At 62.2% G+C, this 22,813-nt stretch carries 19 protein-coding genes; 13 read left to right on the forward strand and 6 right to left on the reverse strand.

The genetic code is table 11. The features are described 5' to 3' along the window. Positions 1 to 58: 58 nt before the first annotated feature. Positions 59 to 1,015, reverse strand: a complete 957-nt coding sequence (locus tag ACIPL0_RS23115) for a LysR family transcriptional regulator (RefSeq protein ID WP_400599676.1) — start codon at positions 1,013 to 1,015, stop codon at positions 59 to 61. A gap of 347 nt (positions 1,016 to 1,362) precedes the next feature. On the opposite strand from ACIPL0_RS23115, the gene ACIPL0_RS23120 reads away from it, so the two are divergent. The 9 genes from ACIPL0_RS23120 (at position 1,363) to ACIPL0_RS23160 (ending at position 9,455) form a co-directional block, all read left to right on the forward strand. Next, entirely contained in the window at positions 1,363 to 2,100 is a 738-nt protein-coding gene (locus ACIPL0_RS23120; protein ID WP_400599675.1) for an AzlC family ABC transporter permease, read from the forward strand. Then, on the forward strand, positions 2,090 to 2,419 hold the full coding sequence (locus tag ACIPL0_RS23125) for an AzlD domain-containing protein (protein WP_400599674.1): 330 nt from the start codon (positions 2,090 to 2,092) through the stop codon (positions 2,417 to 2,419). The genes ACIPL0_RS23120 and ACIPL0_RS23125 overlap by 11 nt, the downstream gene beginning before the upstream one ends. Before the next feature lie 170 nt (positions 2,420 to 2,589). Continuing rightward, positions 2,590 to 3,483 (forward strand): amidohydrolase family protein, encoded by an 894-nt coding sequence (locus tag ACIPL0_RS23130; RefSeq protein ID WP_400599673.1) that lies wholly within the window; start codon positions 2,590 to 2,592, stop codon positions 3,481 to 3,483. A gap of 35 nt (positions 3,484 to 3,518) precedes the next feature. Beyond that, entirely contained in the window at positions 3,519 to 4,493 is a 975-nt protein-coding gene (locus tag ACIPL0_RS23135; RefSeq protein WP_400599672.1) for an alpha/beta hydrolase family protein, read from the forward strand. Positions 4,494 to 4,844: 351 nt separating this feature from the next. Beyond that, complete coding sequence (locus ACIPL0_RS23140; RefSeq protein ID WP_400599671.1) at positions 4,845 to 5,840, forward strand: GlxA family transcriptional regulator; 996 nt, start codon at positions 4,845 to 4,847, stop codon at positions 5,838 to 5,840. A 326-nt stretch (positions 5,841 to 6,166) separates the two neighbouring features. Further along, positions 6,167 to 6,850, forward strand: a complete 684-nt coding sequence (locus tag ACIPL0_RS23145) for an ABC transporter permease (RefSeq protein ID WP_400599670.1) — start codon at positions 6,167 to 6,169, stop codon at positions 6,848 to 6,850. Next, on the forward strand, positions 6,847 to 7,845 hold the full coding sequence (locus ACIPL0_RS23150) for an ABC transporter ATP-binding protein (RefSeq protein ID WP_400599669.1): 999 nt from the start codon (positions 6,847 to 6,849) through the stop codon (positions 7,843 to 7,845). Before ACIPL0_RS23145 ends, ACIPL0_RS23150 begins: the two co-directional genes overlap by 4 nt. A gap of 2 nt (positions 7,846 to 7,847) precedes the next feature. After that, a complete protein-coding gene (locus ACIPL0_RS23155; protein ID WP_400599668.1) occupies positions 7,848 to 8,513 on the forward strand; it encodes an ABC transporter permease in 666 nt (221 codons plus the stop codon). A gap of 48 nt (positions 8,514 to 8,561) precedes the next feature. Beyond that, positions 8,562 to 9,455: a glycine betaine ABC transporter substrate-binding protein gene (locus tag ACIPL0_RS23160; protein ID WP_400599667.1), complete on the forward strand. Its 894-nt coding sequence runs from the start codon at positions 8,562 to 8,564 to the stop codon at positions 9,453 to 9,455. Between the two features lie 395 nt (positions 9,456 to 9,850). Here ACIPL0_RS23160 and ACIPL0_RS23165 read toward each other — a convergent pair whose 3' ends face one another. Continuing rightward, the gene (locus tag ACIPL0_RS23165) at positions 9,851 to 10,735 is read right to left on the reverse strand and encodes a LysR substrate-binding domain-containing protein (RefSeq protein ID WP_400599666.1); all 885 of its coding nucleotides are present in this window, start codon (positions 10,733 to 10,735) and stop codon (positions 9,851 to 9,853) included. A gap of 158 nt (positions 10,736 to 10,893) precedes the next feature. On the opposite strand from ACIPL0_RS23165, the gene ACIPL0_RS23170 reads away from it, so the two are divergent. Continuing rightward, complete coding sequence (locus tag ACIPL0_RS23170; protein WP_400599765.1) at positions 10,894 to 13,917, forward strand: FAD-binding and (Fe-S)-binding domain-containing protein; 3,024 nt, start codon at positions 10,894 to 10,896, stop codon at positions 13,915 to 13,917. Positions 13,918 to 14,873: 956 nt separating this feature from the next. Here the strand turns inward: ACIPL0_RS23170 and ACIPL0_RS23175 are convergent. After that, on the reverse strand, positions 14,874 to 15,137 hold the full coding sequence (locus tag ACIPL0_RS23175) for a DUF2798 domain-containing protein (protein WP_400599665.1): 264 nt from the start codon (positions 15,135 to 15,137) through the stop codon (positions 14,874 to 14,876). A gap of 124 nt (positions 15,138 to 15,261) precedes the next feature. Between ACIPL0_RS23175 and ACIPL0_RS23180 the strand changes: the two genes are divergently transcribed. From ACIPL0_RS23180 to ACIPL0_RS23190, 3 genes are all read left to right on the forward strand, one after another. Continuing rightward, positions 15,262 to 16,203, forward strand: a complete 942-nt coding sequence (locus ACIPL0_RS23180) for a LysR family transcriptional regulator (protein ID WP_400599664.1) — start codon at positions 15,262 to 15,264, stop codon at positions 16,201 to 16,203. Positions 16,204 to 16,383: 180 nt separating this feature from the next. Continuing rightward, positions 16,384 to 17,637: an MFS transporter gene (locus ACIPL0_RS23185; protein WP_400599663.1), complete on the forward strand. Its 1,254-nt coding sequence runs from the start codon at positions 16,384 to 16,386 to the stop codon at positions 17,635 to 17,637. A gap of 718 nt (positions 17,638 to 18,355) precedes the next feature. Continuing rightward, positions 18,356 to 18,682 carry a hypothetical protein gene (locus tag ACIPL0_RS23190; RefSeq protein ID WP_400599662.1) on the forward strand — a complete coding sequence of 109 codons (327 nt, stop codon included), beginning with the start codon at positions 18,356 to 18,358 and terminating at the stop codon, positions 18,680 to 18,682. A gap of 58 nt (positions 18,683 to 18,740) precedes the next feature. Here the strand turns inward: ACIPL0_RS23190 and ACIPL0_RS23195 are convergent, their stop codons facing one another. From ACIPL0_RS23195 to ACIPL0_RS23205, 3 genes are all read right to left on the reverse strand, one after another. Further along, positions 18,741 to 19,610, reverse strand: coding sequence for an oxaloacetate decarboxylase (locus ACIPL0_RS23195; protein ID WP_400599661.1), 870 nt, complete (start codon positions 19,608 to 19,610; stop codon positions 18,741 to 18,743). 302 nt (positions 19,611 to 19,912) lie between these two features. Beyond that, positions 19,913 to 21,652 carry a dipeptidase gene (locus ACIPL0_RS23200; RefSeq protein WP_400599660.1) on the reverse strand — a complete coding sequence of 580 codons (1,740 nt, stop codon included), beginning with the start codon at positions 21,650 to 21,652 and terminating at the stop codon, positions 19,913 to 19,915. Between the two features lie 201 nt (positions 21,653 to 21,853). Continuing rightward, positions 21,854 to 22,807, reverse strand: a complete 954-nt coding sequence (locus tag ACIPL0_RS23205; RefSeq protein ID WP_400599659.1) for a hypothetical protein — start codon at positions 22,805 to 22,807, stop codon at positions 21,854 to 21,856. Between the last annotated feature and the right edge of the window lie 6 nt (positions 22,808 to 22,813).

The raw sequence follows: 22,813 nt of genomic DNA on the forward strand, positions 1-22,813 counted from the left end.
GCAAATTACTACCACTGTGTGACTGAATGATGACTGCCATGTAGAACGATTGCCAGCCTCAGCGACGGAATTCGGCGATCAACCAGTCCTGCAGGCTGCGGCAGGCCGGCTCGTTTTCCTTCTCTTCATTGACGATCAGGTATTGCGTGGATTCCTTCAGGGTCATCTCTTCCTTGACCGGCCGTACCAGACGCCCCTGTTTGATCAGATGCCCGATCAGGTGATCCCAGCCCAGCGCCAGGCCCTGATCGTCCAGCGCCATCTGCACCAGCAGGCCGTAATCGTTGCTGCTCAGGCAATGCGGGCGGTCGCTGTTGGCCGGCGGCAGGTGCTGGGCGTGGAAGGCGAACCAGACATTCCAGTCGACCTGCTCCGACAGTTGCGCGCGGCCATAGGGGTTGAGGTCCAGCAGCACGCTTTCGCGCATGCCTTCCACGGTGCGCAGCTCGGGGTGTTGTTCCAGATAGCGTGGCGTGCAGACCGGATAGACCACTTCCTGAAACAGCGCGGTGCGGCGGTAGCCCGGCAGCAGGTCCATGGTCTTGGTGATGAAGATGTCCGGCTTTATTCCCGGCTCCATGGCGAGAAAATGCTGGGTGGTGATGATGTTGAGGTCGACGCCGGGGTGGGCGCTGAAAAAGTCTTTCAAGCGGTGCGACAGCCACAGCGCCGACAGGGCCGGCGAGCAGCACAAGGTGATGCTGTGTTTGTCGGCCTGTTCGCGGCGAATGCGTTCGGTGGCCTGGAAGATATTCAAAAACGACAGCTGCGCGGCATCGAATAACGCGGTGCCGGATGCGGTCAGCCTGATCTCGCGGCCTGCGCGCATGAACAGCTCGGTGCCCAGCGACAGTTCCAGTTCGCGAATCTGCCGGCTGATTGCCGCCTGAGTCACGCACAGCGCCTCGGCGGCGCGGGTGAAGCTGCGGTATTTGGCGGCAGCGACAAACGAACGCATGGCCTTGAATGACGGCATGTTGATCAGCGGCAGATCAGGCTGGGGGCTTTTAGGCATAACAAAAACTACCTGTTTTCACGAAAAAAAAGTCGGTTCTAAAGCGCGGTACACGGCCCGTACACTGCAAGCCATGATGGACCGTGATACTGCTGGCTCCGGCACTCAAGCCTGGCTGGGCCGAAGGCCTGTGGGAGGGAGCCCTGCTCGCGAAGGCGTCAGTCCTGACGAAACAGCATTGTCTGAAATGACGCCTTCGCGAGCAGGGCTCCCTCCCACATGAGTTGCCTCATCTGCCTGGGTTCGACCGTCAGGTCCGGAAGCGGTGTCTCAGCTTACCCGAATGCATGCCGGCAGATAGCAGGGCCGTCAGAACAAAAAATACAGGCATCACCAGGAACCTTCACATGGCCTACCGAACCGCGACCGAAGCCTTCATGCAAGGCGTGCGCGCCTTGCTGCCGCTGACCCCGGGGGTGATTCCCTTCGGGTTGATCACCGGGGTGATGGCCATCGAAATGGGCATGGCGCCCGGCACCACCATCGGCATGACGCTGCTGTTTTATGCAGGCTCCGCGCAGATGGCGGCGCTGGCGCTGTTGCACCAGGGCGTGGTGCCCGTCGCCATTCTGGTCACGGCGCTGGTCATCAACCTGCGTCTGGTGATGTACAGCGCCGCGTTGGCGCCGCATCTGCACCATTTGCCCCGGCGCTGGACCTGGCCGCTGTCGTATCTGCTGTCCGATCAGTCGTTCGCCCTGTGCCATCTGAAACTATCGACAGGGGAGCTGGGACGCTTCGCTCATCATTTCTACGCTGGCACGGCTTTCAGCATGTGGCTGGTCTGGCAGCTGTCGGTGGTGGCCGGGGTCTGCCTGGGGGCAAAAGTGCCAGAGTCGTGGTCGCTGGGTTTCGCCGTGCCGCTGTCCTTTGTGGCCCTGCTGATTCCCGGTCTGCGCAACGCCGCCAGCCTGGGCGCCGCCGTGGTTGGCGGGTTGATCGCAGTGCTGGCGGTGGACCTGCCGTACAACCTCGGGCTGATCATCGCCTCGGTGGGCGGCATTGTCGCCGGTTTGCTGCTGGAGCAGGCCGGCAAACCGACGCTGTCCGGCGCCGTGACCGAGGGAGCGAGCCATGGAGAGTAGCTGGGCGTTGTGGGGCCTGTTTCTGGCCATCGGCCTGGGCACTTTTGTGCTGCGCCTGTCGTTCGTCGAACTCTATGGGCAGTTGCGCATACCGCCGTTGCTGCGTCGGGCGTTGATGTACGTCCCGGCCAGCGTACTGGCAGCACTGATGCTGCCCGCCGTGGTCTATCCCGGCGGTCATGGCGCATTCACCCTGAGCAACCCGCAGATCCCGGCGGCAATCGTTGCGGCGGCGGTGGCCTGGCGCACGCGCAACACGACACTGACGCTGGCGGCGGGCATGGGCGTGTTGTGGGCACTCAAATACTGGGGCGTCTGAGCCGACGGGGTGGACAGCAAAAACTCGCCATTCTGATGTGCAGGCGTTGCACATGACTTGATGTCAGTGGAGCGCATGGCGAAATTTTGATACTACACGTCGGGTTGGCGGGAGCGCTGCGCAGGCCCTGAAGATTATTGTTTTCCCACTCATGCAGGAAAACAATAATCATGCCGCCGCCGATCAGAAGAATTGACAGTCACGTTCATTTTTACACTTCGCGGGATCTTTCCCGGGTCGCAGGTTCGCTGCCTTATACATTGCCCGAGCCGCACCCGCTGACAACTTATCTGGATCAATTGATCGATAACGGTGTTGTGCCTGCGCTGATCAACAATGTTCACCTGAGCATTCTTCCTGATTCGGAAAATGTGTTTGCCTCGTTCGAAGAGTTGAAACAACTTCAGGCAGCACATCCGCAGCGTTATGCCGGTATTCGGCTGGTCGGCACGATCAAGGCCGATCCGCAGTACGCCACTGCCGAGCGTCTGAACCATCCACAAGTGATCGGCGCACGTATCGTGCTGCACGATGCCAGGCCCGAAACTGTTGGCGACAACGACTTCAGCGATGCTGCCTGGACTGCGTTCTATAACCGTCTGCAACCCCATCAACACCTGCACATCTATGCCAAAGAGGCGCAAACCAGCCTGCGCGTGTTGCGGCAGATTCCCGAGACCGTGCGGGTGGTCATCGACCATCTGGGCAGTTGCCACAGTGAGCGCGGCACGGCCGAACCTGCCTATATCGCCTTGCTCGCCGAAGCGCAGCGACGCGGCAATGTGTGGTTCAAGGGGCCGGGTTATCGCACTTCGATCCATCCTGAAGTCACCGCCGGCTTTGCCATACAGATCGTCCGTAGTGTGGGCGCCGACAAGTTGATCCTGGAAGCCACCGACGCGCCCCATGTCGGCACGGACAATAACGCCGTGGCCTATGCCTCGGTGTTCGATTCAAACAGCGTCTTTGCATTCGTCGACGCTGTTGCACAGCAAGTTTCTGCAGAAACACAAGTTCCCGTTGACCGCTTGCTTCGCGGAGCAATCGAGCAATTGGCAAGTTGATTAACGCCCACGCTTCAATATCGAGACAGACTGCAATGACTGATATCACAACAAAAGACATACAGTTCGCCGTTCACTATGCCGACCAGACCCTGAACCTCAAAGGCACGGTATTCGAACCCGTACCCGGCAGCGCCAATGGCGAAAAACTGCCACCGGTGGTGTTCAACTCCGGCTTCACCGGCGGGGTGAGCATGTACGGCCAATTATTCGGTCGGGCGCTGGCAGCACGCGGCTATCGAGTGATGACCTACGACGTGGCCGGCTTCTTCACCAACAAGGCCATCCGCAACACGTTCAAGGCCGGCGATCTGGTGGTCACCAACGTCTCGCTGCAAGACCAGCAGGACGAAGTGCTGGGCGCGGTGCAGTGGGCGCGGGACAACTTCGGTGAAATGCCGGTAGTGGCGTCCTGGGCCATGGGTTCGGTCGCCAGCCTGGGCGCGGTGGCGGCGCTGGCAAAAGCCGGCGGTGAGCAGATCCGCTTCTGGGTGCCGATGAGCTACACCACCCTGCGTGACCTGCAAGGGCTGCGCGCTGACAAGGCCGCTGCCGATGCCGCCATTCTGGCGCTGGACGACAACGCGCCGATCCCGCCATTCGACACCGGCACCGACGCGACCCGTCTGGGCTACTACCCGCTGGATCCGGACACCCAGGCTTATGTCGATCAACAACTGGGCGGCTACACCGAAGCCGGTGGCGCCGACCGCTGGCCGGGCTGCAGCCATGTCACCGCGAAATCCTACAAATCCTACGTGGCGTTCGACCCGGAGCCGGGCATCGAAGGCGCCAAGGGCTTCCCGCCGGCGCTGATCATCCACGGTGCCGACAACACCCTGCACATGCCGTCGGAGTCCCAGCGTCTGCACCGTCTGTACCCCGGTGACGCCGGCGCCAGCGCCCTGATCGTGCCGAACATGCAGCACGGCCAGCAGAACCAGGTCGACAGCCCGGTGTTCCAGTCGATGATCCGCAGCATTGATGAGGCGATCCGCGCTCGCGCTTGATGCCCTGACGCCGAAAACCTGTAGACGCCGGCGTGCTGGCGAACGCGGCCGGCCATCTGATGCCAAGGTGACTGTGGAAATGCCTTCGCCAGCAAGCCGGCTCCTACAGGAAGGTGGTGTTTGACGCTGAACCCGTGGGAGCGAATTCATTCGCGAGAGGCCATGTCAGGCGACAGAGATGTGTCGGCCGTTACGCCGCATCGCGAATGAATTCGCTCCCACGGGGTTTGGGCGTCAACCCGCAAGCCCCCTTATCTGTCACGAAAATCCCGTCTGGCTGTAATATGCCTGCCCACGCTGCGCAACCCTGTGTCGCCGGCGGCAGGCATGACCCACGACAAGGATCCGGCGATGACAAGCCCTGTTGAACCTCCCGCGCCCGGCAATGGCCAGGCCACCAAGCGCATCGGGCTGCTGATTCTTCCGCAATTTTCGATGATGGCCCTGGCCGGTGCCAGCGAGCCGTTGCGGGCGGCCAACCGGTTGGCCGGCAAGGCGCTGTACGAATGGACGGTGCTGTCGGAAGCCGGTGGCATGATCAGTTCCAGCAGTGGTTTCGAAATCCAGACCCTGCCGGTGGAGCAGGCGCCGGAACTGGACAGGGTGTTCGTCCTCGCCAGCCTCGATATCGAAAACCAGAAGCCGCCGAAAATGCTGCGCTTTCTCCAGCGTCTGGCGGGCAAGGGCAGGACCGTCGGCGCGCTAAGCACCGGCACCTTCATTCTGGCCCGAGCGGGCTTGCTGGACGGCAAGCGCTGCACCTTGCACTGGGAATCCATCGGCCAGTTTTCCGAAGAGTTTCCCGCCATCGAAGTGACCAAGGAACTCTACGTCAACCACGACAATCGCTGGACCTGCGCCGGCGGCACGGCGGCCATCGATCTGATGCTGGCGCAGATCGCTCTGGATTTCGGCAACCCCCTGGCGGCGAGCATTGCCGAGCAATTCCTGCATGCGCGGATTCGCGCCCCGGAAGAACACCAGCGCATGTCGATCCAGTGGCGCTTCGGCATTCATGACCGGCGCCTGACTGCGGCCATCGCGTTCATGGAGGACAACCTGGAGAACGTGGTCGGCATTGAGCAGATCGCCGACAAGTGCAACCTCTCTCACCGCCAGCTGGAACGCCTGTGGCACCAGCATTTCGGCATGACGCCGAAGAAGTTCTACCTGGAACTGCGCCTGAACGAGGCCCGCCGCCTGCTGCGCGAAAGCACCCAGCCGATTGCTTCGATTGCCTACAGCTGCGGCTTCGTTTCGGCGTCCCATCTGGGCGCGGCCTATCGTCGGGTGTGGGGCTGCACGCCGGGAGAGGAACGGCGGAAATTTGATGAGGCGCACTCCTGATCGTCAGCGCCGGGCCTGTGTGTGTGCGCCGATATTTCGCTATGGCGGGCCTGTTCCGAACCACCTGACAAACCCATAGCAAGCTAATGACCTCAGGCCCGTCCCGGCGGCGGCCTGTCTGCCGTGGACGGCTGCCTGCCGCGAGGACGGCAGGCTCTGCGACTTCTCGCTGAAAAGACACGTGACGTCGATTTTTTGATAGAGATCGTCGAACTCGAAGGGCGGGCCGGCGAGCCGGGCAGGGTAAGGTTTCCTACAAATCCGGCGTTCAATTCCAGATGTACAGCCGGAAAAAATAACAACGACATGAAGAAGGCATAACAACGATGGAAACCTTGAGTTTCATTCTGGAAAACGCGCGGCTGGTCGGCCTGCTGCTCGGTCAGCATCTGCTGATCGTGCTGGTGGCGGTTGGTCTGGCGATCCTCACGGGCGTGCCGGTCGGCGTCGCCATCTCTCAGCACCCGCGAACACGCCGCTGGGTCCTGGCGTTTGCCGCCGTGCTGATGACCATTCCTTCCGCCGCGCTGTTCGGCCTGATGATCCCGGTGTTGTCGCTGATCGGCTACGGCATCGGCGTGGTGCCGGCGGTGATCGCGCTGTTTCTCTACTCGCAGTTGCCGATCATCCGCAACACCACCACCGCCATCTCCAACCTCGACCCGTCATTGCGTGAAGCCGCCATCGGCATGGGCATGTCCACCGCGCAGCGGCTGTTCAAGGTCGAGTTGCCGATTGCGGTGCCGCTGATCATGGCCGGCGTGCGCATGGCCACGGTGATCAACATCGGCATTGCCGCCATCGCCGCCTACATCGGCGCGGGTGGCCTGGGCAGCCTGATCGTGCGCGGCATCGCCCAGTCCGACCCCCGCCAACTGCTGGCCGGGGCCATCGTCATCAGCATCATTGCCATTGCCGCCGACTACGCGCTCTACGCCCTGCAGCGCGTACTGACGCCCAAAGGCCTGAACAAACTGGCCGCAGGCCAACTGAAGGAAGCCACGTCGTGATCCAGATCAATCACCTGAACAAGCAATTCGGCACCACCACCGCCGTGGAAGATGTGTCCTTCAGCGTTGAAGAGGGGCAGATCTGCGTGCTGCTGGGGCCGTCGGGCTGTGGCAAGACCACCACCCTGAAAATGATCAACCGCTTGATCACGCCGACCTCCGGCACCATCCGGATCGGTGGTCGCGACACCGCCGAGATGGACAGCGTGACCCTCAAGCGCTCTATCGGTTATGTGATCCAGCAGGTCGGCCTGTTCCCCAACATGACCGTCGAGGAAAACATCTGCGTGGTCCCCAATCTGTTGGGTTGGGACAAGGCCAAGAGCCGCAAGCGCGCCGCAGAACTGCTGGACGTGGTGGCGCTGGAGCCGTCGAAGTTTCTCAAGCGCTACCCGTGCGAACTGTCTGGCGGCCAGCAACAGCGGGTCGGCGTGGCCCGTGCCCTGGCCGCAGACCCGCCGGTGATGCTGATGGACGAACCGTTCGGCGCCATCGACCCGATCAACCGCGACGTGATTCAGGATGAATTCATGCGCATCCAGCGGCAGGTCGGCAAGACTGTGCTGTTCGTCAGCCATGACATCGACGAAGCCGTGAAAATGGCCGACTGCGTGGCGTTGTTCCACAACGGCCGGATCGAGCAGTTCGGCACCCCGGATGACCTGCTGGCGCGGCCGAACAGCGAGTTCGTCGCCAACTTCATGGGCGGCGACCGCATCATGAAACGCCTGCGCCTGCTGCGCGTGGCCGATGTCGTCACCCACACCGCGCCACGGGAGCAGATGCAGGTGGTCGGCGGCAATGGTGCGGTATCCGGCGTCTCGCGGCTGGTGGTCAAGCCCGGCGATGACTTGCGGCAGGTATTTTCGCAGCTGCTGGGGCAGGGCCAGGACTGGGCGCTGTGCAACGACAGCGATGGTCGCTTCGTCGGTTACGTGCACCAGGCCGACATCCTCGCCCGGCTGGTGGAAAACACCACGGCAGTGGGGCACTGATCATGTCCGACTTGATGATGAGATTCTGGGAAGGGCTGCAATATCACTGGGGCGACATCAGTTTCCTCAGCGTGCAGCACCTGCGCATCGTCGCCATCAGCGGCGGGCTGGCCTTGCTGGTGGCGCTGCCGCTGGGTGTGTGGATGAGCCGCCCGGCCAACCAGCGTTATGCCATGGCCGCGATGCAGGTGCTCAACGTCGGCCAGGCGATTCCCAAGCTGGCGCTGCTGGCATTGGCCATGAGCCTGCTGGGCGTGGGCGGTGGTGCGGCGATCTTCGGCTTGTGGGTCGCGACGCTGTTGCCGGTGGCGGTGAACACTTACGAAGGCCTGCGTGCCGTGCCGCCGCACCTGATTGAGGCCGCCGACGCCATGGGCATGACCCCACGGGAAATTCTCTGGAAGGTGGAAATCCCCAACGCCATGAACGTGATCTTCGCCGGTGTGCGTACGGCGCTGGCGATCAACGTCGGCACCGCACCGCTGGCCTTTCTGGTTGGAGGCGGGGGCCTGGGCGAGCTGATTTTCACCGGTATCGACCTGAACGACTTCGGCATGATGCTGGCCGGCGCGATTTCCACTGCGCTGCTGGCGATTGCCGTGGACATGGCCTGCGGCGTGCTGCAGGTGCTGACGGTGTCGCGGGGCCTGCGGCTGGCCGGTCGCTGACCGGGCTGACGTCCATTCATAACAAGAACAGCTAACAAGAGGTGCATGATGATTCTACGGACACTCGCCAGCCTGGCACTTGCGATGGGCCTTACCCTGGGCTCTGCGGCCAGCGTTTCCGCCAACAGCACGATCGTCGTCGGTGGCAAGAAATTCACCGAGCAGCAACTGGTGGCAGAAATGACCGCACAACTGCTGCGCGCCAATGGCTACGGCGTCGACAAGCGCGCTGACCTGGGTTCCTCGGTGCTGCGCGCCGCCCAGGAAAACGGCCAGGTCGACGTGTACTGGGAATACACCGGCACCTCGCTGGTGATTTACAACAACGTCAAGGACCGCCTCGACGCCGACGAGACTTACAAGAAAGTCAGCAGCCTGGATGCGCAGAAGGGCATTACCTGGCTGAACCCGTCGAAAGCCAACAACACCTACGCGTTCGCCATGCGCAAGGAAGAAGCCGACAAGGAAGGCATCGTTTCGATCAGCGATCTGGCGAAAAACGTTGCCGGCGGCAAGGAATACAAATTCGCCTCCAACGCCGAATTCTTCTCCCGCCCCGACGGCCTGCGCCCATTGCAGGAGATGTACCAGTTCGAGTTCGAGCGCAAGAACATCATCCGCATGGACGGCGGCCTGACCTATCAGGCCCTGCGCGACGGCCAGGTCGACCTGGCACTGGTGCTGTCCACCGACGGCCGCATTCCGGCGTTCGGTTTCGTGGTGCTCAAGGACGACAAGGGTTTCTTCCCCAGCTACGCCCTGACCCCGGTGATCCGCACCAAAGTCGTCGAAGAAAATCCCAAGGTCGGCGAACTGCTCAACGCGCTGTCGGCAACCCTGGACGACGACACCATCGCCAGACTCAACTCCCGGGTCGATGTAGGCCGTGAATCCATCGAAAGCGTCGCCAAGGAGTTTTTGCAGAACAACAAGCTGATCTGATTGCCTCACCGTAACCTGTGGGAGCGAATTCATTCGCGAGGCGGGCTGGCAGCCGACACATCACCGTCGTCTGGAATGGCCTCTCGCGAATGAATTCGCTTCCACAATGGCGCCCGGTTGAGCCCATTCTCCTGTAGGCGTGAGCTTGCTCGCGATGGCGTCTATTCAGTCGCAGTGGCGCTAGCTGAAAGAACGCTATCGCGAGCAAGCTCACTCCTACAGGGGTAGGCCGTCACACGGTTAATGAACATCCCCATACCCTGTGGGAGCGAATTCATTCGCGATGCGGGCTGACAGCCGACACATCACCGTCGTCTGAATGGCCTCTCGCGAATGAATTCGCTCTCACAATGGCGCCCGGTTGAGCCCATTTTCCGTAGGAGAGTGGCTAGCCGTCAGATCTGCTCCAGCAGCCACGCACGAAACGCCCGCAGCGATGGCAGGGTTTCGTTGCGTGGCGGGTAGGCCAGGTAATAACTGCGCTGGCTGGCGAAGGGCAGGTCGAGGTTGATCAGTTCGGCGCTAGCAAGTTCGTCATCCACCAGAATGCGCGGCACCAGACCGATGCCGATACCGGCGCGCACCGCCTGGATCAGATGGGAGGTCAGCTCGAAACTCGGCCCCAGGCGCATCATGCGGTGGGGCAGGCGGTGATGGCTGAACCATTCGCCCCAGGCGTTGGGGTTGTTCACCACAGTGAGCAGCGTCTGCCCGGCGATCTGTTCCGGCGTCCACTCGGTATGGGCTTCAGCAGCCTGTGGCGAGATCACCACCACCAGTTCTTCGGCGTGCAGGCGATGGCTGATCAGGCCCGGCAGGTCGCTGTTGCCGACCACGATCGCTGCATCGATGCCACTGGTTTCGAAGTCGATGGCGTCGATCCGCGAGTTGATGTGTACCAGCATGCCAGGGTGGGTCTTGTAGAAATCATGGAGGCGCGGCAACAGCCATTTCGAGCCAAAGGTCGGCAGGGTCGCCAGACGCAAGGTGCCGCCGCCGGACTGATAGGCCATGGCCTGCAGGGTGGCGCTGCGGATGCGCCCGAGAGCCTCGCTCAGCTCGCGTTGGTACAGGCGGCCGACGTCGGTCAGTTGCACCTGTCGACCCTCGCGACGAAACAGGGTCAGGCCCAATTGTTGTTCCAGCGCCTGCACCTGGCGGCTGACCGCGCTCTGGGTCAGCGACAGTTCTTCGGCGGCGCGGGTGTAGCTTTCATGGCGGGCGGCGGCTTCAAACGCCAGCAGCAGCGACATGGAGGGCGTGAGGTGACGGTAATTCATTCAGAAAAGTCATCGATAGCGGCAGGAATATCCGTTTGTCCTGCGCGCAAACCTGCAGGATCATTGGCATCACCAAGAGCCCGAGGCTGACCTATTAATGCCCGGGCGACAAGTATTTTGCTTTTTCCGTGATCAGACCGACAAGAGGCCATCCGATGATGATTGCCCAACTGCCTGCCGCCACCCCTGCGGCCGGTTACCCAGAATTTCTCGACGCGCTCGCTGCCAGCGGTTTCCGCGGCCAGATCAGCGCCGACTACGCCACCCGTACGGTACTGGCGACCGATAACTCGATCTATCAGCGTTTGCCGCAGGCGGCGGTGTTTCCGCGGGATGCCGATGATGTGGCGCGCATCGCCACGCTGATGGCCGAGCCGCGCTTTCGCCAGATCAAGCTGACCCCGCGCGGCGGCGGCACCGGCACCAACGGCCAGTCGCTGACCGACGGCATCGTCGTCGACCTGTCGCGGCACATGAACACCATCCTTGAAATCAATGCCGAAGAGCGTTGGGTACGGGTCCAGGCCGGGGTGGTCAAGGACCAGCTCAACGCCGCGCTCAAGCCCCACGGGCTGTTCTTCGCGCCGGAACTGTCGACCTCCAACCGCGCCACTGTCGGCGGCATGATCAACACCGACGCCAGCGGGCAGGGCAGTTGCACCTACGGCAAGACCCGCGACCACGTGCTGGAACTGCACAGCGTGCTGCTTGGCGGCGAGCGTCTGCACACGCAGCCGATCTCCGATGAACAGCTGGACGCCGCCTGCGCCCAGAACGGCCGGATCGGCGAGGTGTACCGTACCGCGCGGCAGATCCAGGAAACCCAGGCCGAACTGATCGAGTCGATTTTCCCCAAACTCAACCGCTGCCTGACCGGTTACGACCTGGCGCACCTGCGCGACGAGCAGGGCCGTTTCAACCTCAACAGCGTGCTGTGCGGCGCCGAGGGTTCGCTGGGGTACATCGTCGAAGCCAAGCTCAATGTGCTGCCGATTCCGAAATATTCGGTGCTGGTCAACGTGCGTTATTCCAGCTTCATGGACGCCCTGCGTGACGCCAACGCCTTGCTGGCGCACAAGCCGTTGTCCATTGAAACCGTGGATTCCAAGGTGCTGATGCTGGCGATGAAAGACATCGTCTGGCACAGCGTCGCCGAGTACTTCCCGGCCGATGCCGAGCGTCCGACCCTGGGCATCAACCTGGTGGAGTTCAGCGGCGATGACGTCGAGGAAGTGAACGCACGCGTCGCGGCGTTCGTCTCGCACCTGCAAACCGACAAAGGCGTCGAGCGTCTGGGCCATACCCTGGCCGAAGGCGCGGCGGCGGTGAACAAGGTCTACACCATGCGCAAGCGTTCGGTGGGCCTGCTGGGCAACGTTGAGGGCGAAATCCGTCCGCAGCCGTTCGTGGAAGACACCGCCGTGCCTCCGGAACAACTGGCCGATTACATTGCCGAATTCCGCGCCTTGCTCGATGGCCACGGCCTGGCCTACGGCATGTTCGGCCACGTCGACGCGGGCGTGCTGCACGTGCGTCCGGCGCTGGACATGAAAGACCCGGCCCAGGCCGCGCTGGTCAAGCCGATTTCCGATGCGGTCGCCGAGCTGACCCAGCGTTACGGCGGCTTGCTGTGGGGCGAACACGGCAAGGGCCTGCGTTCCGAATACGTGCCGGCGTTCTTCGGCGAACTGTACCCGGCGCTGCAATCGCTCAAGGGCGCGTTCGATCCGCACAACCAGCTCAACCCTGGCAAGATCTGCACGCCGCCGAATGCTGCCGAAGGCCTGCTCAAGGTCAACGAAGTGACCCTGCGAGGCGACCTCGACCGGCAGATCGACGAGCGCGTCTGGCAAAGCTTCGGCAGCGCGGTGCACTGCAACGGCAACGGCGCCTGCTACAACTTCGACCCGAACGACGCCATGTGCCCGTCGTGGAAAGCCACCCGCGAACGTCAGCACTCGCCGAAAGGCCGCGCTTCGCTGATTCGCGAGTGGTTGCGCCTGCAGGGTGCGGCCAATATCGACGTGCTCGAAGCCGCACGCGGCAAGGCCTCGTGGCTGAAAGGGCTGCCGGCGCGACTGCGCAACAACCTGAAGCGTTCCCGTGGCGAGGCGGACTTCTCCCATGAGGTCTACGACGCCATGGCCGGTTGCCTGGCCTGCAAATCCTGCGCGGGGCAGTGCCCGATCAAGGTCAACGTGCCGGAATTCCGTTCGCGTTTCCTGGAGCTGTACCACGGTCGTTATCAGCGCCCGCTGCGTGATTACCTGATCGGTTCGCTGGAATTCACCATCCCGTACCTGGCCCATGCGCCGGGGCTGTACAACGCGGTGATGGGTTCGAAGTGGGTCAGCGGCCTGATGGAGCGGCATGTCGGCATGCAGGACAGCCCGCTGATTCACCGCTACAACCTGCAAGCCACGCTGCGCGCCTGCAACGTCGGCGTCGCCAGCGTACCGGCCCTGCGCGAACTGAGCGCGGAGCAGCGCGCCCGCAGCGTGGTGCTGGTGCAGGACGCCTTCACCCGTTATTTCGAGACGCCGCTGCTGGCGTCCTTCATTCAGCTGGCGCATCAACTGGGTTATCGCGTGTTTCTCGCCCCGTACAGTGCCAACGGCAAACCGCTGCATGTGCAGGGCTTCCTCGGTGCGTTCGCCAAAGCGGCGATCCGCAATGCGAAGCAGCTCAAGGCGCTGGCCGATTGTGACGTGCCGCTGGTGGGCCTCGATCCGGCGATGACTCTGGTTTACCGCCAGGAGTACCAGAAAGTCCCGGGCCTCGACGCCGCGCCGAACGTGCTGTTGCCACAGGAATGGCTGATCGACGTGCTGCCGGAACAGAGCCAGCCGGCGACCCGGACCTTCCGCCTGATGGCCCACTGCACGGAAAAAACCAACGCCCCGGCCAGCAGCGGCCAATGGGAAAAAGTCTTCGCCCGCCTGGGCCTGAAACTGGTCACCGAAGCCACCGGCTGCTGCGGCATGTCCGGCACCTACGGCCACGAGTCGCGCAACCAGGAAACCTCGAAGACCATCTTTGAACAATCCTGGGCCGGCAAACTGGACAAGGAGCATGAAGCTCTGGCCACCGGCTACTCCTGCCGCAGCCAGGTCAAACGCATGGCCGACAAACAACTGCGCCACCCGTTGGAAGTGGTGTTGGAGCAGGCTTTGGCGGGGTGAAAGAGGGCTTTGCCCGGCTTGCTGGCGTCAACGTTGGCGAGCCGGACGGCTACAGGGCGAGCGCTGAGGTTTGTTTTTGTGGGAGGGAGCTCTGCTCGCGATGACGGTGGGTCAGTTGACGCAGCAGTGTCTGGACTGACGCTATCGCGAGCAGAGCTCCCTCCCACGGCCTTCGGCCAGAGTCAAAAGCAGCAGCGCACACCGCCCTGTAGCACCGGTCTACCGTGGGAGCGAATTCATTCGCGATAATCAACCAGGCGACACGAAACCATCGTCGGGAACACCGCATCGCGAATGAATTCGCTCCCACAGTTATTCAGGGGGCAGGCAGGCTTCAGTAGGCCGCCTAAACCCGTAGCAGTCCGGCTTGCTGGCGGTGGCGATTTCAAGGACGCCTTCGTCCGAGTGCGGCCCAGACCAAGCCCGCTCCCACAGGAAGTGTGTGTTTCGCCGGCTTTTGATCTGGCTTTTGATGTTGGGGCCCCGTTCCAGAAGGCCGAACGCAGGCGATGCGCAGTGGCGCCGAGCGGCATGGATGCCGCGAGAGCCGAGTGGGCCATGGATGGCCCATTCGCGGCGTGCCCACGGAGCATTGCCGGAGTGCGGGCACATCGAGCCTAGGCGAGATGCCGTATGGCGGGGATAAGAGCCCTTGGTTACTTGGGGCTTTTCCAAGTAACTCGCCGTCAGGCGAAACCAAGCTGCGTTAGCAGCTAAAGGCGTCATGCCAGACAAACAGAGTGCACAGGATTTACGACGACTGCGTCGCCGGTCGCAGGGCAAGCCAGCTCCTACAAGGGACCGCGTAACTCGCCGTAGGCGAAACAGGGCTGCGTTAGCAGACTCGGCGGAGTGTCAGACAAGCCAAGGACACAGGTTTTACGACGACTGCGTCGCCGGTCGCAGGGCAAGCCAGCTCCTACAAGGGATCGCGTAACGTGCTGGAGGCGATTGAATCAATGGCCCCGCACCGACCACGCCACCAACCGTGCCACGATCGGCCTGACGACCAACACACAGACAAACGCCGAAGGCATCGCCACACGGTAAGCATTAATCACATTCTTCAGGTAATGTTCGTCCAGACCAAACTCCGCGAACGTGATCACCAGACACATCAGAAACGCCATGATCGTTGCCATATACAGCGCAAACACATAAGGCGTGGTGTGCTTGGGAAAACGAAAACGGGCAGTTTTCAACAGGTTTGTGTCAGTCATTGAGTCACCCCCTGGCCAGTGGCCGCAAGAAAGAGTGGCTAACCTACCAACGCGCCAACCCGGTCGGTAGACAGGCTTGGCTTAAATCACTATTAAGAAAAATCAACGAATAGGCCGAGGCTCAATGGACATCCTGGGACTGATCAACACCTACATCCGCGTGGTCGAACACGGCAGCATCGCCGCAGCCGCCCGTGCTCAGGGCATGAGCGCCGCGGCCGTCAGCCAGAGCATCGGCCGTCTCGAAACCCACCTGGGCGTGCGTTTGCTGTCGCGCACCACGCGCACTATGGCGGTGACCGAAAGCGGCGCGCGTTACTACGAGAAGGTGCGACATATCCCCCGGGACATCGATCTCGCCTCCCAGGCCGCCGCCATCGCGACTACTCCCCAAGGGCGTCTGTGTATCGCCACCAACCGGGCGTTCGGCCGTCATGTGCTGGCGCCGCTGCTGCCCGCGTTCAAGCAGGCTTATCCGCGGATCGACATCGAACTGGTCAGCACCGAGCGGCGGGTCGATCACCGCCTGGAAGGCATTGACGTGAGCATCCGTATCGAAGCGCAGTTGAGCGATCAACTGATCGCCCGGCGCATCGCCTCACGACCCTTCGTGTTCTGTGCGTCACCGGATTACCTCGACCGTGCCGGCGTACCGGCCGCGCCGGAAGAGCTGCAACAGCACGCCTGTCTGGTGCTGCGTTACCCCACGGACGGGCGTTTCTTGCCGTGGGCGTTCGTGCGCGATGGCCAGCGTTTCGAGGCGAAAACCCAACCGGGCTTCATCTGCGACGACATTGACACCATTGCCCAGATCGCCGTCAACGGCGGCGGTATCGCCCGGCTCGCAGACTTTGTGGCCCGGCCTTTCATCGACAGTGGACAGTTGCTGCCTTTGTTCGAGCCGGACAAAAGCAGCGCCGCATGGGCAGAACCGGTGCCGATGCACATCTATGCCTGCGTCACCGAACAATCGGCGCTGAATGCGCGGGTGCGGGCATTCATCGACTTTCTCCAGGTCGCGCTGGTGAAGCAGGAACAGACAGCCAATCTGAGCCCTGACAACTGAGCGGCCTTGTCGCCACCTGCGTGCCGATATTTTTCGCTGAACATGTGCCGAACGTCCTGCTGCTGCCGTCTTTTACCGCGCGATCTTGCCCGTTAAGATGCGCGCCCCCGCGTTTGCCCGCCGACAATTCCAACAATGCCCCGCCTGCAACGCCTGTCTGTTCGATCACTTGAGGTTTTTATGTCTGTGCAATTGTTGGCGATGGCGCTGGCACCGCTATTGGGTCTGTTCATCATCAGCATCGGCAGCGCGTTGATGTCGTCGCTGACCACGCTGCGTCTGGATGCCATGGGGTTTTCTGCGGAGATGGTCGGCGTGGTGTCGTCGGCCTATTTCATTGGCCTGACCCTGGGCTCGATTTTCAACGAGCGGCTGATCGCGCGTATTGGCCACATTCGTGCCTACAGCTGTTTCGCCGCATTGATTGCAGTGACCATTTCCCTGCAAGGCATGAGCAGCGACCCGTGGATCTGGTTCGGGCTGCGCCTGATCGGTGGCTGGGCCAGCGTCGGCGTGTACCTGGTGGTGGAAAGCTGGCTGTTGCTGGTGGCCGAGCCGAAGATTCGCGGGCGTTTGCTGGCGCTGTACATGATTGCGCTGTACGGCGCGGGCCTGTTGGGGCAGATGAGCCTGGGCACGGTGATGGGGGCGGGCGAGACGGTACCGTTCACCATCGCTGCGATGCTGGCTTCGTTGTCGCTGGTGCCGATCGTGATGATCCCCAAGGTCACGCCGCTGGTCGAGCGCGCCGAGCCGTTGCACCCGGGCCAGTTGCTGCGCATCACCCCGACCGGCGTGATGGGCTGTTTCGGTTCGGGTGTCGCGATTGCGGCGGTCTACACGCTGCTGCCGCTGTACCTGCAACGGGTCGGGCTGAGCGTGACTGAAGTCGGCCACATGATGGCGGCGGTGATCTTCGGCGCGATGGTGCTGCAGTACCCGGTAGGGCGCTGGTCGGACCGCAAGGACCGGCAGACCGTGTTGATCTACCTCGGTGCTGTATGCGCAGTGCTGTCGGTTGTGGCCTTGCTGTTGCCGCCGTCGGGCTGGCCGATGCTGGTGGTGATGTTCCTGCTGGGCGGCGGTGTTTTCGCCGTGTATCCGGTGGCTGTCAGTCACGCCGCCGACAGCGCGCCGTCCGGGGCGCTGGTGCGGATGATCCAGGGTCTGCTGCTGATCAACTCGCTCGGCTCGGCCATCAGCCCGCTGGCGATTTCGCCGGTCATGAGCTGGGGTGGGCCGTCCGGCTTGTTCTGGGCGTTTGCCGTGATCAATCTGGCGCTGGTGGCGTTTTTCGTCTGGCGTCGTCGTGAGCACCCGGTCCCCGTCGCCGCTGCACCGTTTGCCGCTGCTGCGCAGTATTCGCCCACCGGTGTCGAGCTGCGCATGACCGAAGACCTGACCCAGGCAGCCCAGGCCCATGATGCCGTCTGAACTGACGCTTTCGCGAGCAGGGCTCCCTCCCACGGCCTGCGGCCAGAAGCAAAGCAGAGTGTGATCACCGACCCGTAGCAGCCCGGCTTGCCGGCGGTGGTGATCTTGAGGACGCCTTCGCGGGCGAGCCCGCTCCCACAGAGAGTGTGTGTATCGCCGGCTTTTGATCTGGTTTTTGATCTGGCTTTTGATCTTGGGGCCCCGTCCCAGAAGGCCAAACGCAGGCGATGCGCAGTGGGCCGAGCGACAGGATGTCGCGAGAGCCGCGTGGGCCATGGATGGCCCATTCGCGGCGGGCCCACGGAGCGTCGCCGGAGTGAGGGTACACCGAGCATTAGCGAGGTGCCGTATGGCGGGGATAAGAGCCCTTGGTTACTTGGGGCTCTTCCAAGTAACTCGCCGCCAGGCGAAACAGGGCTGCGTTAGCAGACTCAGCGGAGTATCAGACAAACCAAGGACACAGGTTTTACGACGACTGCGTCGCCGGTCGCAGGGCAAGCCAGCTCCTACAGTTGATCGCGGACAAGCGCGCTCCCTCCCAGGGCCTGCGGCCAGAATCAAAACCGGAAGGTGCCCACCCACCCGTTTAAGGACGTCGACGCTGGAACCGAATCCATCATTGTTGTTGTCGATAGTCAGCATCACGCGTTTCAAGTTCTGTTATGGCGCCTGAAATGGAGAATGGCCGATATCGAAAATCCTGATGACGGAACCGCACATGCGCCAATTACTGGCTGTCACCGCCCTGATCTCTACCGCGCTTCTGGCCGGTTGCGCGACCGCGCCGAACGAACCGACCCAGACGCTGGAAACGAAAAAGTCGCCCGAGCAGTACACCGCCTGTGTGGTGCCCAAGCTGCAGGACCGTCATCTGACCCCGGTGCTGTCCCAGGCCCAGCGGCATTACCGGATCACCGTGTCGAGTTCGGTGGCAGCCGATAACGTCATCGAAGCCTACAAGGCTTCAAGCGGTGGCAAGGTGTTCATTTATGAGCGCAGCCTGCTGACTTCCGGTTTTGGCCAGGCGGCCAAGGACTGCGTGTAAGAGGCGGGGGTGCGGAGCGTCGCCTGGCAGCGAACGCTCCGGTATCAGCCGAGGCTGATTATTCCTTCACATCCATGAATTCTTCGGCCCAGGCCACGTAGTCCTGCGGCTGGGTGTAGGTGTGGGTGAGTTCCGTGGCACTGAGGTTCTCGGTGCTGTGGGTCACCTGGCGCTGCGCCCGGAGGCTGTCGTAGGTCGCCTTGATTGCGGCGAAATAGGCAGCATGGCCCTTTACCACAATACGCACACCCAGATCGGCCAGACGTTTCTGGTCGGAGAGCTTCGGGTTGCCGTAGGTCACCAGCATCAACGGGACGGTCAGGTTGGCGGAAATCTGCTCAAGGTGTTCGAAGTCCTTGATGCCGACGATGCAGATACCGTCCGCGCCGGCTTTCTCGTAGGCCTTGGTGCGTTCGATGATGTCCTCGACCGGCAGCACGCCGGCATTGGTGCGGGCGATGATCGCCAGCTCCGGATCGATCCGCGCTTCCAGCGCCGCCTTGACCTTGCCGATGCCTTCCTCGATGGAGATCAGGTCGGTGGATTTGCGGCCGAACTGCGCCGGCAGCAGGGTGTCTTCAATGGTCAGCGCGGCGACGCCGGCACGTTCCAGTTCTTCCACGGTGCGCATGACGTTCAGCGCGTTGCCGTAGCCATGGTCGGCGTCGGCAATGAACGGCAGCTGGGCAACGCGGCCAATCCGGGTGGCCTGCTCGACGAACTCGCTCAGGGTGATCAGGGCAAAGTCCGGCGCAGCCAATACCTGCAGAGAGGCCACAGAACCACCGAGAATGCCGACTTCAAACCCGAGATCCGCGGCGATGCGGGCGGACATGGGGTCAAACACGGAGGCGGTTTCATAGCACGACTGTGAAGTGAGCAGGGCTCTGAAACTACGCCGCAAAGCGGTGTGGGACATTCTGGACATGGACTTACCTGATTTCTGGTCATTTTCAAAAGTGCGCTGAGACTACCATGCCGCAAAAACGCCAGCTTATGTCGTTTGGGAATGGCCCATGCAGGAAGCACATAAGTCATAGTCGCCGGTTTGTCGGTTTGCACCGGCGGCCGACGAAAAGCGCCCGCTCATCCGAGCAACATCCGTACCCGTTCAGGTTGTCGTCGAGGCGGTCTGGAGCGGACGCACAGTGGCGACGGAGGATGGATAGCCGCTCGACCGGCACAGGCCGAGCGGCGATGGGCCCTCTGTACAGCGGGCCCGGAAGAGACTCAGAGCTTCGGCAACTGACCGACGCGGGCCATCATCTCGGTGACGATCTGCAGGTCCAGCAGGAACTGCCCGGTGGTCTTGAACTCGTTGTCGTTATGGCCGGTGTACTTGACGTTGGGCATCGCCAGCCCGAATTGCACGCCGTTGGGCAGCTCATGCACCGAGGTGGCGCCGGCGGACGTGCCGAACGTGTGCGCCATGCCGAGGTTTTCAGTGGCCACGGCCAGCAGCGCCTTGACCCATTCGCCGTTGGGATTGCGGTACATCGGTTCGGCAATCGAATAATCAAACGTCGGCGCGATGTGGGTCTGCTTGCTCCAGGCCTCCAGTTTGCCAGCGATCTCGGCCTTCAGCGTGTCCGGCGACTTGCCCTTGGGCACGCGCAGGTTGACCGCCAGCTTGAACACCTTGTCATCCAGGGCGACGTAGGTCAGCGAAGTGGTCAGCGGCCCCATGAAGTCATCGGCGAAGCCCACGCCCAGTTTGCCGCCCAGGTAATCCAGGCCCCAATTGTCGGCGGCGTAGCGCGCGGCGTCAGTGATGTGGTTGTGCTTGAGCGCAACCTGACCGTCGAGACCATTGATGAAGTCGAGCATGCGCGCCACCGGGTTGACCCCCGATTGCGGCTCGGAGGAGTGGGCCGACACGCCGGTCACGGTCAGCTTCACGTCCTTGCCCGCCACCTCGGCGGCGATCTCGAAATTGCCGCCGTTGCGTTTGACGTACTCGGCACCGGCTTTTTGCAGGCTGGCGGCCAGTTCTGCCGGTGTGTCGCTGAGCAGCGTGGCGACTGACTTCGACGGAATCTGGTTGGTGGCCAGGCCTCCGGTCATCGAGATGATTTCCGCGCCGCTGCCCTCGCCATTGCGGCGGGCAAAGCTGGCCATGACCGTGCCGTAGCCCTTTTCGGCGATCACCACCGGATAGCCGCCGTCCAACGCCAGGTTGTAGTCCGGCGTCGGGTTGCGCTCGAAATAGTAGGGGATGGCATCGCCCGAGGTTTCTTCGGTGGTGTCGATCAGCAGCTTGAAATTACGCGCCAGCGGCAGCTTCTCGTCATGGATGATCTTCATCGCGTACATCGCCACGACGATGCCGTTCTTGTCATCCTCGGTGCCACGGCCGTACATGCGGTCGCCGATCAGCGTGACCTTGAACGGGTCGAGGCGGGTGCCGTCCTGCAACACCCAGTTTTCCGGTGTTACCGGCACCACGTCGGCATGGGCATGGATACCCACCACTTCCTTGCCGCTGCCCGGCAGGGAAATCTCGTAGACGCGGTTGTCGACGTTGCGGAAATTCAGGTTGAAAGTCTGCGCCAGGGTTTTGATCATGTCGGCGATCTTGAGGAACTCGGGGTTCTCGTGCTGAGGCACGCCGTCGACGCGGAAGGTCGGAATCGCCACCAGCTCACGCAGGGTTTCAGTGGCCGCAGCGCCGTACTTCACCCGGGCATACAGACCGAGCAGTCGATACACCTCGTTCTGCTGATCGACGGTAAGGGTCTTGTTGCCGAGGAAACCCTTGATCGCCGGCGCAAGATTGGCGGTCCGCGCCACATCGGTTTTGCCCAGCGTGGTGAGGAACTGACGGAAGTCGCCGACCGAGGCCGCACTGAACGACTTGACGATGGCCGCGCTCTGTTGCGGGGTGATGTTGGCGTGGGCGAGGGTGGCGAACGACGACAGGCTGGTCAGCATCAATGTGGTGACAGCCAGGTGCTTGAATGGAAAGTGCATTGCCGGAGGCATTCCTTTGCAGAGGGTGGGTGAAAAGTATCTGTTTGTTTCAGCAGAGGATTTTCAAGGTAACACCGTGCCCCGGCGATGCGGGAGGGCTTGTGAGGAGATGTGTCGCACCTGTGGGTGAAAGCGGCGCAGATCTGAAAACACCGGGCGCTCGCCTTGCGGGGTGCAAGCGCCTGATCGATGAATCAACCGTCAGCCCTTGATGATCGACTCAAGCGTCGGCGGCTGGGCTTGCGATTGTGCAGCGTCGGTGCCGGTCATGGTGCAGTACGGGTCGCGGATGCAGGTCCAGATTTTCAGCGGTCGTTGCACGAACTCGTTGGTTTGCGGGTGGCGGTAGCGGTTCAGGGGTTGCAGGTGCTTGGCCAGGCTCCAGAAGAATTCCGGCGCCACAGTGTTTTGCGATGCGCTGGGGGCCAGGTCGATACCCGCAGCGGAATAGGCCATCTGCACGTAGGCCGCCGAATGCATGGGATGGCCTTCGGTGAGCGGGTTGCGCACTTCGCCCTTGTCGCTGAGGTAGTGAAACCACAGCCCGGCCAATGCGGCCAGGCCGAGCTGCTGCCGGGCCCTTTGCGGTTCCAGCGCCACCTTGCGGATGGTGGCACGTTCTTCGGCAGTCAGGCCCAGCGAGATCACGGCAAAATTGGCGACGCTGGCGAGGCGATGCCAGTCGAATTCGGCCGGCGCATATTCGGCCAGTCGTCTGGGCATGACGCCATCGGAATAGAGGGCATCGCTCAACGTGGCCGACGGTCGCAAGGTGCATTCCAGCAACCATGGGCTGTCAGGGCCGCGCAGCAACTTGGGGTCGTTCTGCAGGCCGCCGGTGAACAGAAAGGCATGGCTCCAGTAGGACGGTCCACGGTCAAAGCGGACGATTTCCTGGCTGCGTCTGAGGCCATAGCCAAACAGGCCATACGAACCGATCAGGCCGATGGCCATTTCACCGTCGGCGGCATGATGGGGCAGGTCGTCCTTGCCCGGCTTGAGCTTCGCCAGCTGTTTGGCGACCTCGGCGAGGAAGGCGGCGTTGTCCTTGTTCTGGAAGCGTTTGCTCAGATCGACAGGCGGCTCGGGCTTCTCGGACGGCTTTGACGGTTCGACATCAAAGTACTGGGGCGAATAGAAGAGGCGATTGCTCATGGGACG

Origin of the sequence: Pseudomonas sp. NPDC090208, assembly GCF_044746785.1 — a bacterium.
In the GTDB taxonomy this organism is placed as follows: Bacteria; Pseudomonadota; Gammaproteobacteria; order Pseudomonadales; family Pseudomonadaceae; genus Aquipseudomonas.

What these genes read in the sequence shown, in the direction of transcription:
- ACIPL0_RS23115 (WP_400599676.1), bottom strand. Translation starts at nt 1,015, where the DNA reads ATGCCTAAAAGCCCCCAGCCTGATCTGCCGCTGATCAACATGCCGTCA.
- ACIPL0_RS23120 (WP_400599675.1), top strand. Translation starts at nt 1,363, where the DNA reads ATGGCCTACCGAACCGCGACCGAAGCCTTCATGCAAGGCGTGCGCGCC.
- ACIPL0_RS23125 (WP_400599674.1), top strand. Translation starts at nt 2,090, where the DNA reads ATGGAGAGTAGCTGGGCGTTGTGGGGCCTGTTTCTGGCCATCGGCCTG.
- ACIPL0_RS23130 (WP_400599673.1), top strand. Translation starts at nt 2,590, where the DNA reads ATGCCGCCGCCGATCAGAAGAATTGACAGTCACGTTCATTTTTACACT.
- ACIPL0_RS23135 (WP_400599672.1), top strand. Translation starts at nt 3,519, where the DNA reads ATGACTGATATCACAACAAAAGACATACAGTTCGCCGTTCACTATGCC.
- ACIPL0_RS23140 (WP_400599671.1), top strand. Translation starts at nt 4,845, where the DNA reads ATGACAAGCCCTGTTGAACCTCCCGCGCCCGGCAATGGCCAGGCCACC.
- ACIPL0_RS23145 (WP_400599670.1), top strand. Translation starts at nt 6,167, where the DNA reads ATGGAAACCTTGAGTTTCATTCTGGAAAACGCGCGGCTGGTCGGCCTG.
- ACIPL0_RS23155 (WP_400599668.1), top strand. Translation starts at nt 7,848, where the DNA reads ATGTCCGACTTGATGATGAGATTCTGGGAAGGGCTGCAATATCACTGG.
- ACIPL0_RS23160 (WP_400599667.1), top strand. Translation starts at nt 8,562, where the DNA reads ATGATTCTACGGACACTCGCCAGCCTGGCACTTGCGATGGGCCTTACC.
- ACIPL0_RS23165 (WP_400599666.1), bottom strand. Translation starts at nt 10,735, where the DNA reads ATGAATTACCGTCACCTCACGCCCTCCATGTCGCTGCTGCTGGCGTTT.
- ACIPL0_RS23170 (WP_400599765.1), top strand. Translation starts at nt 10,894, where the DNA reads ATGATTGCCCAACTGCCTGCCGCCACCCCTGCGGCCGGTTACCCAGAA.
- ACIPL0_RS23175 (WP_400599665.1), bottom strand. Translation starts at nt 15,137, where the DNA reads ATGACTGACACAAACCTGTTGAAAACTGCCCGTTTTCGTTTTCCCAAG.
- ACIPL0_RS23180 (WP_400599664.1), top strand. Translation starts at nt 15,262, where the DNA reads ATGGACATCCTGGGACTGATCAACACCTACATCCGCGTGGTCGAACAC.
- ACIPL0_RS23185 (WP_400599663.1), top strand. Translation starts at nt 16,384, where the DNA reads ATGTCTGTGCAATTGTTGGCGATGGCGCTGGCACCGCTATTGGGTCTG.
- ACIPL0_RS23190 (WP_400599662.1), top strand. Translation starts at nt 18,356, where the DNA reads ATGCGCCAATTACTGGCTGTCACCGCCCTGATCTCTACCGCGCTTCTG.
- ACIPL0_RS23195 (WP_400599661.1), bottom strand. Translation starts at nt 19,610, where the DNA reads ATGTCCAGAATGTCCCACACCGCTTTGCGGCGTAGTTTCAGAGCCCTG.
- ACIPL0_RS23200 (WP_400599660.1), bottom strand. Translation starts at nt 21,652, where the DNA reads ATGCACTTTCCATTCAAGCACCTGGCTGTCACCACATTGATGCTGACC.
- ACIPL0_RS23205 (WP_400599659.1), bottom strand. Translation starts at nt 22,807, where the DNA reads ATGAGCAATCGCCTCTTCTATTCGCCCCAGTACTTTGATGTCGAACCG.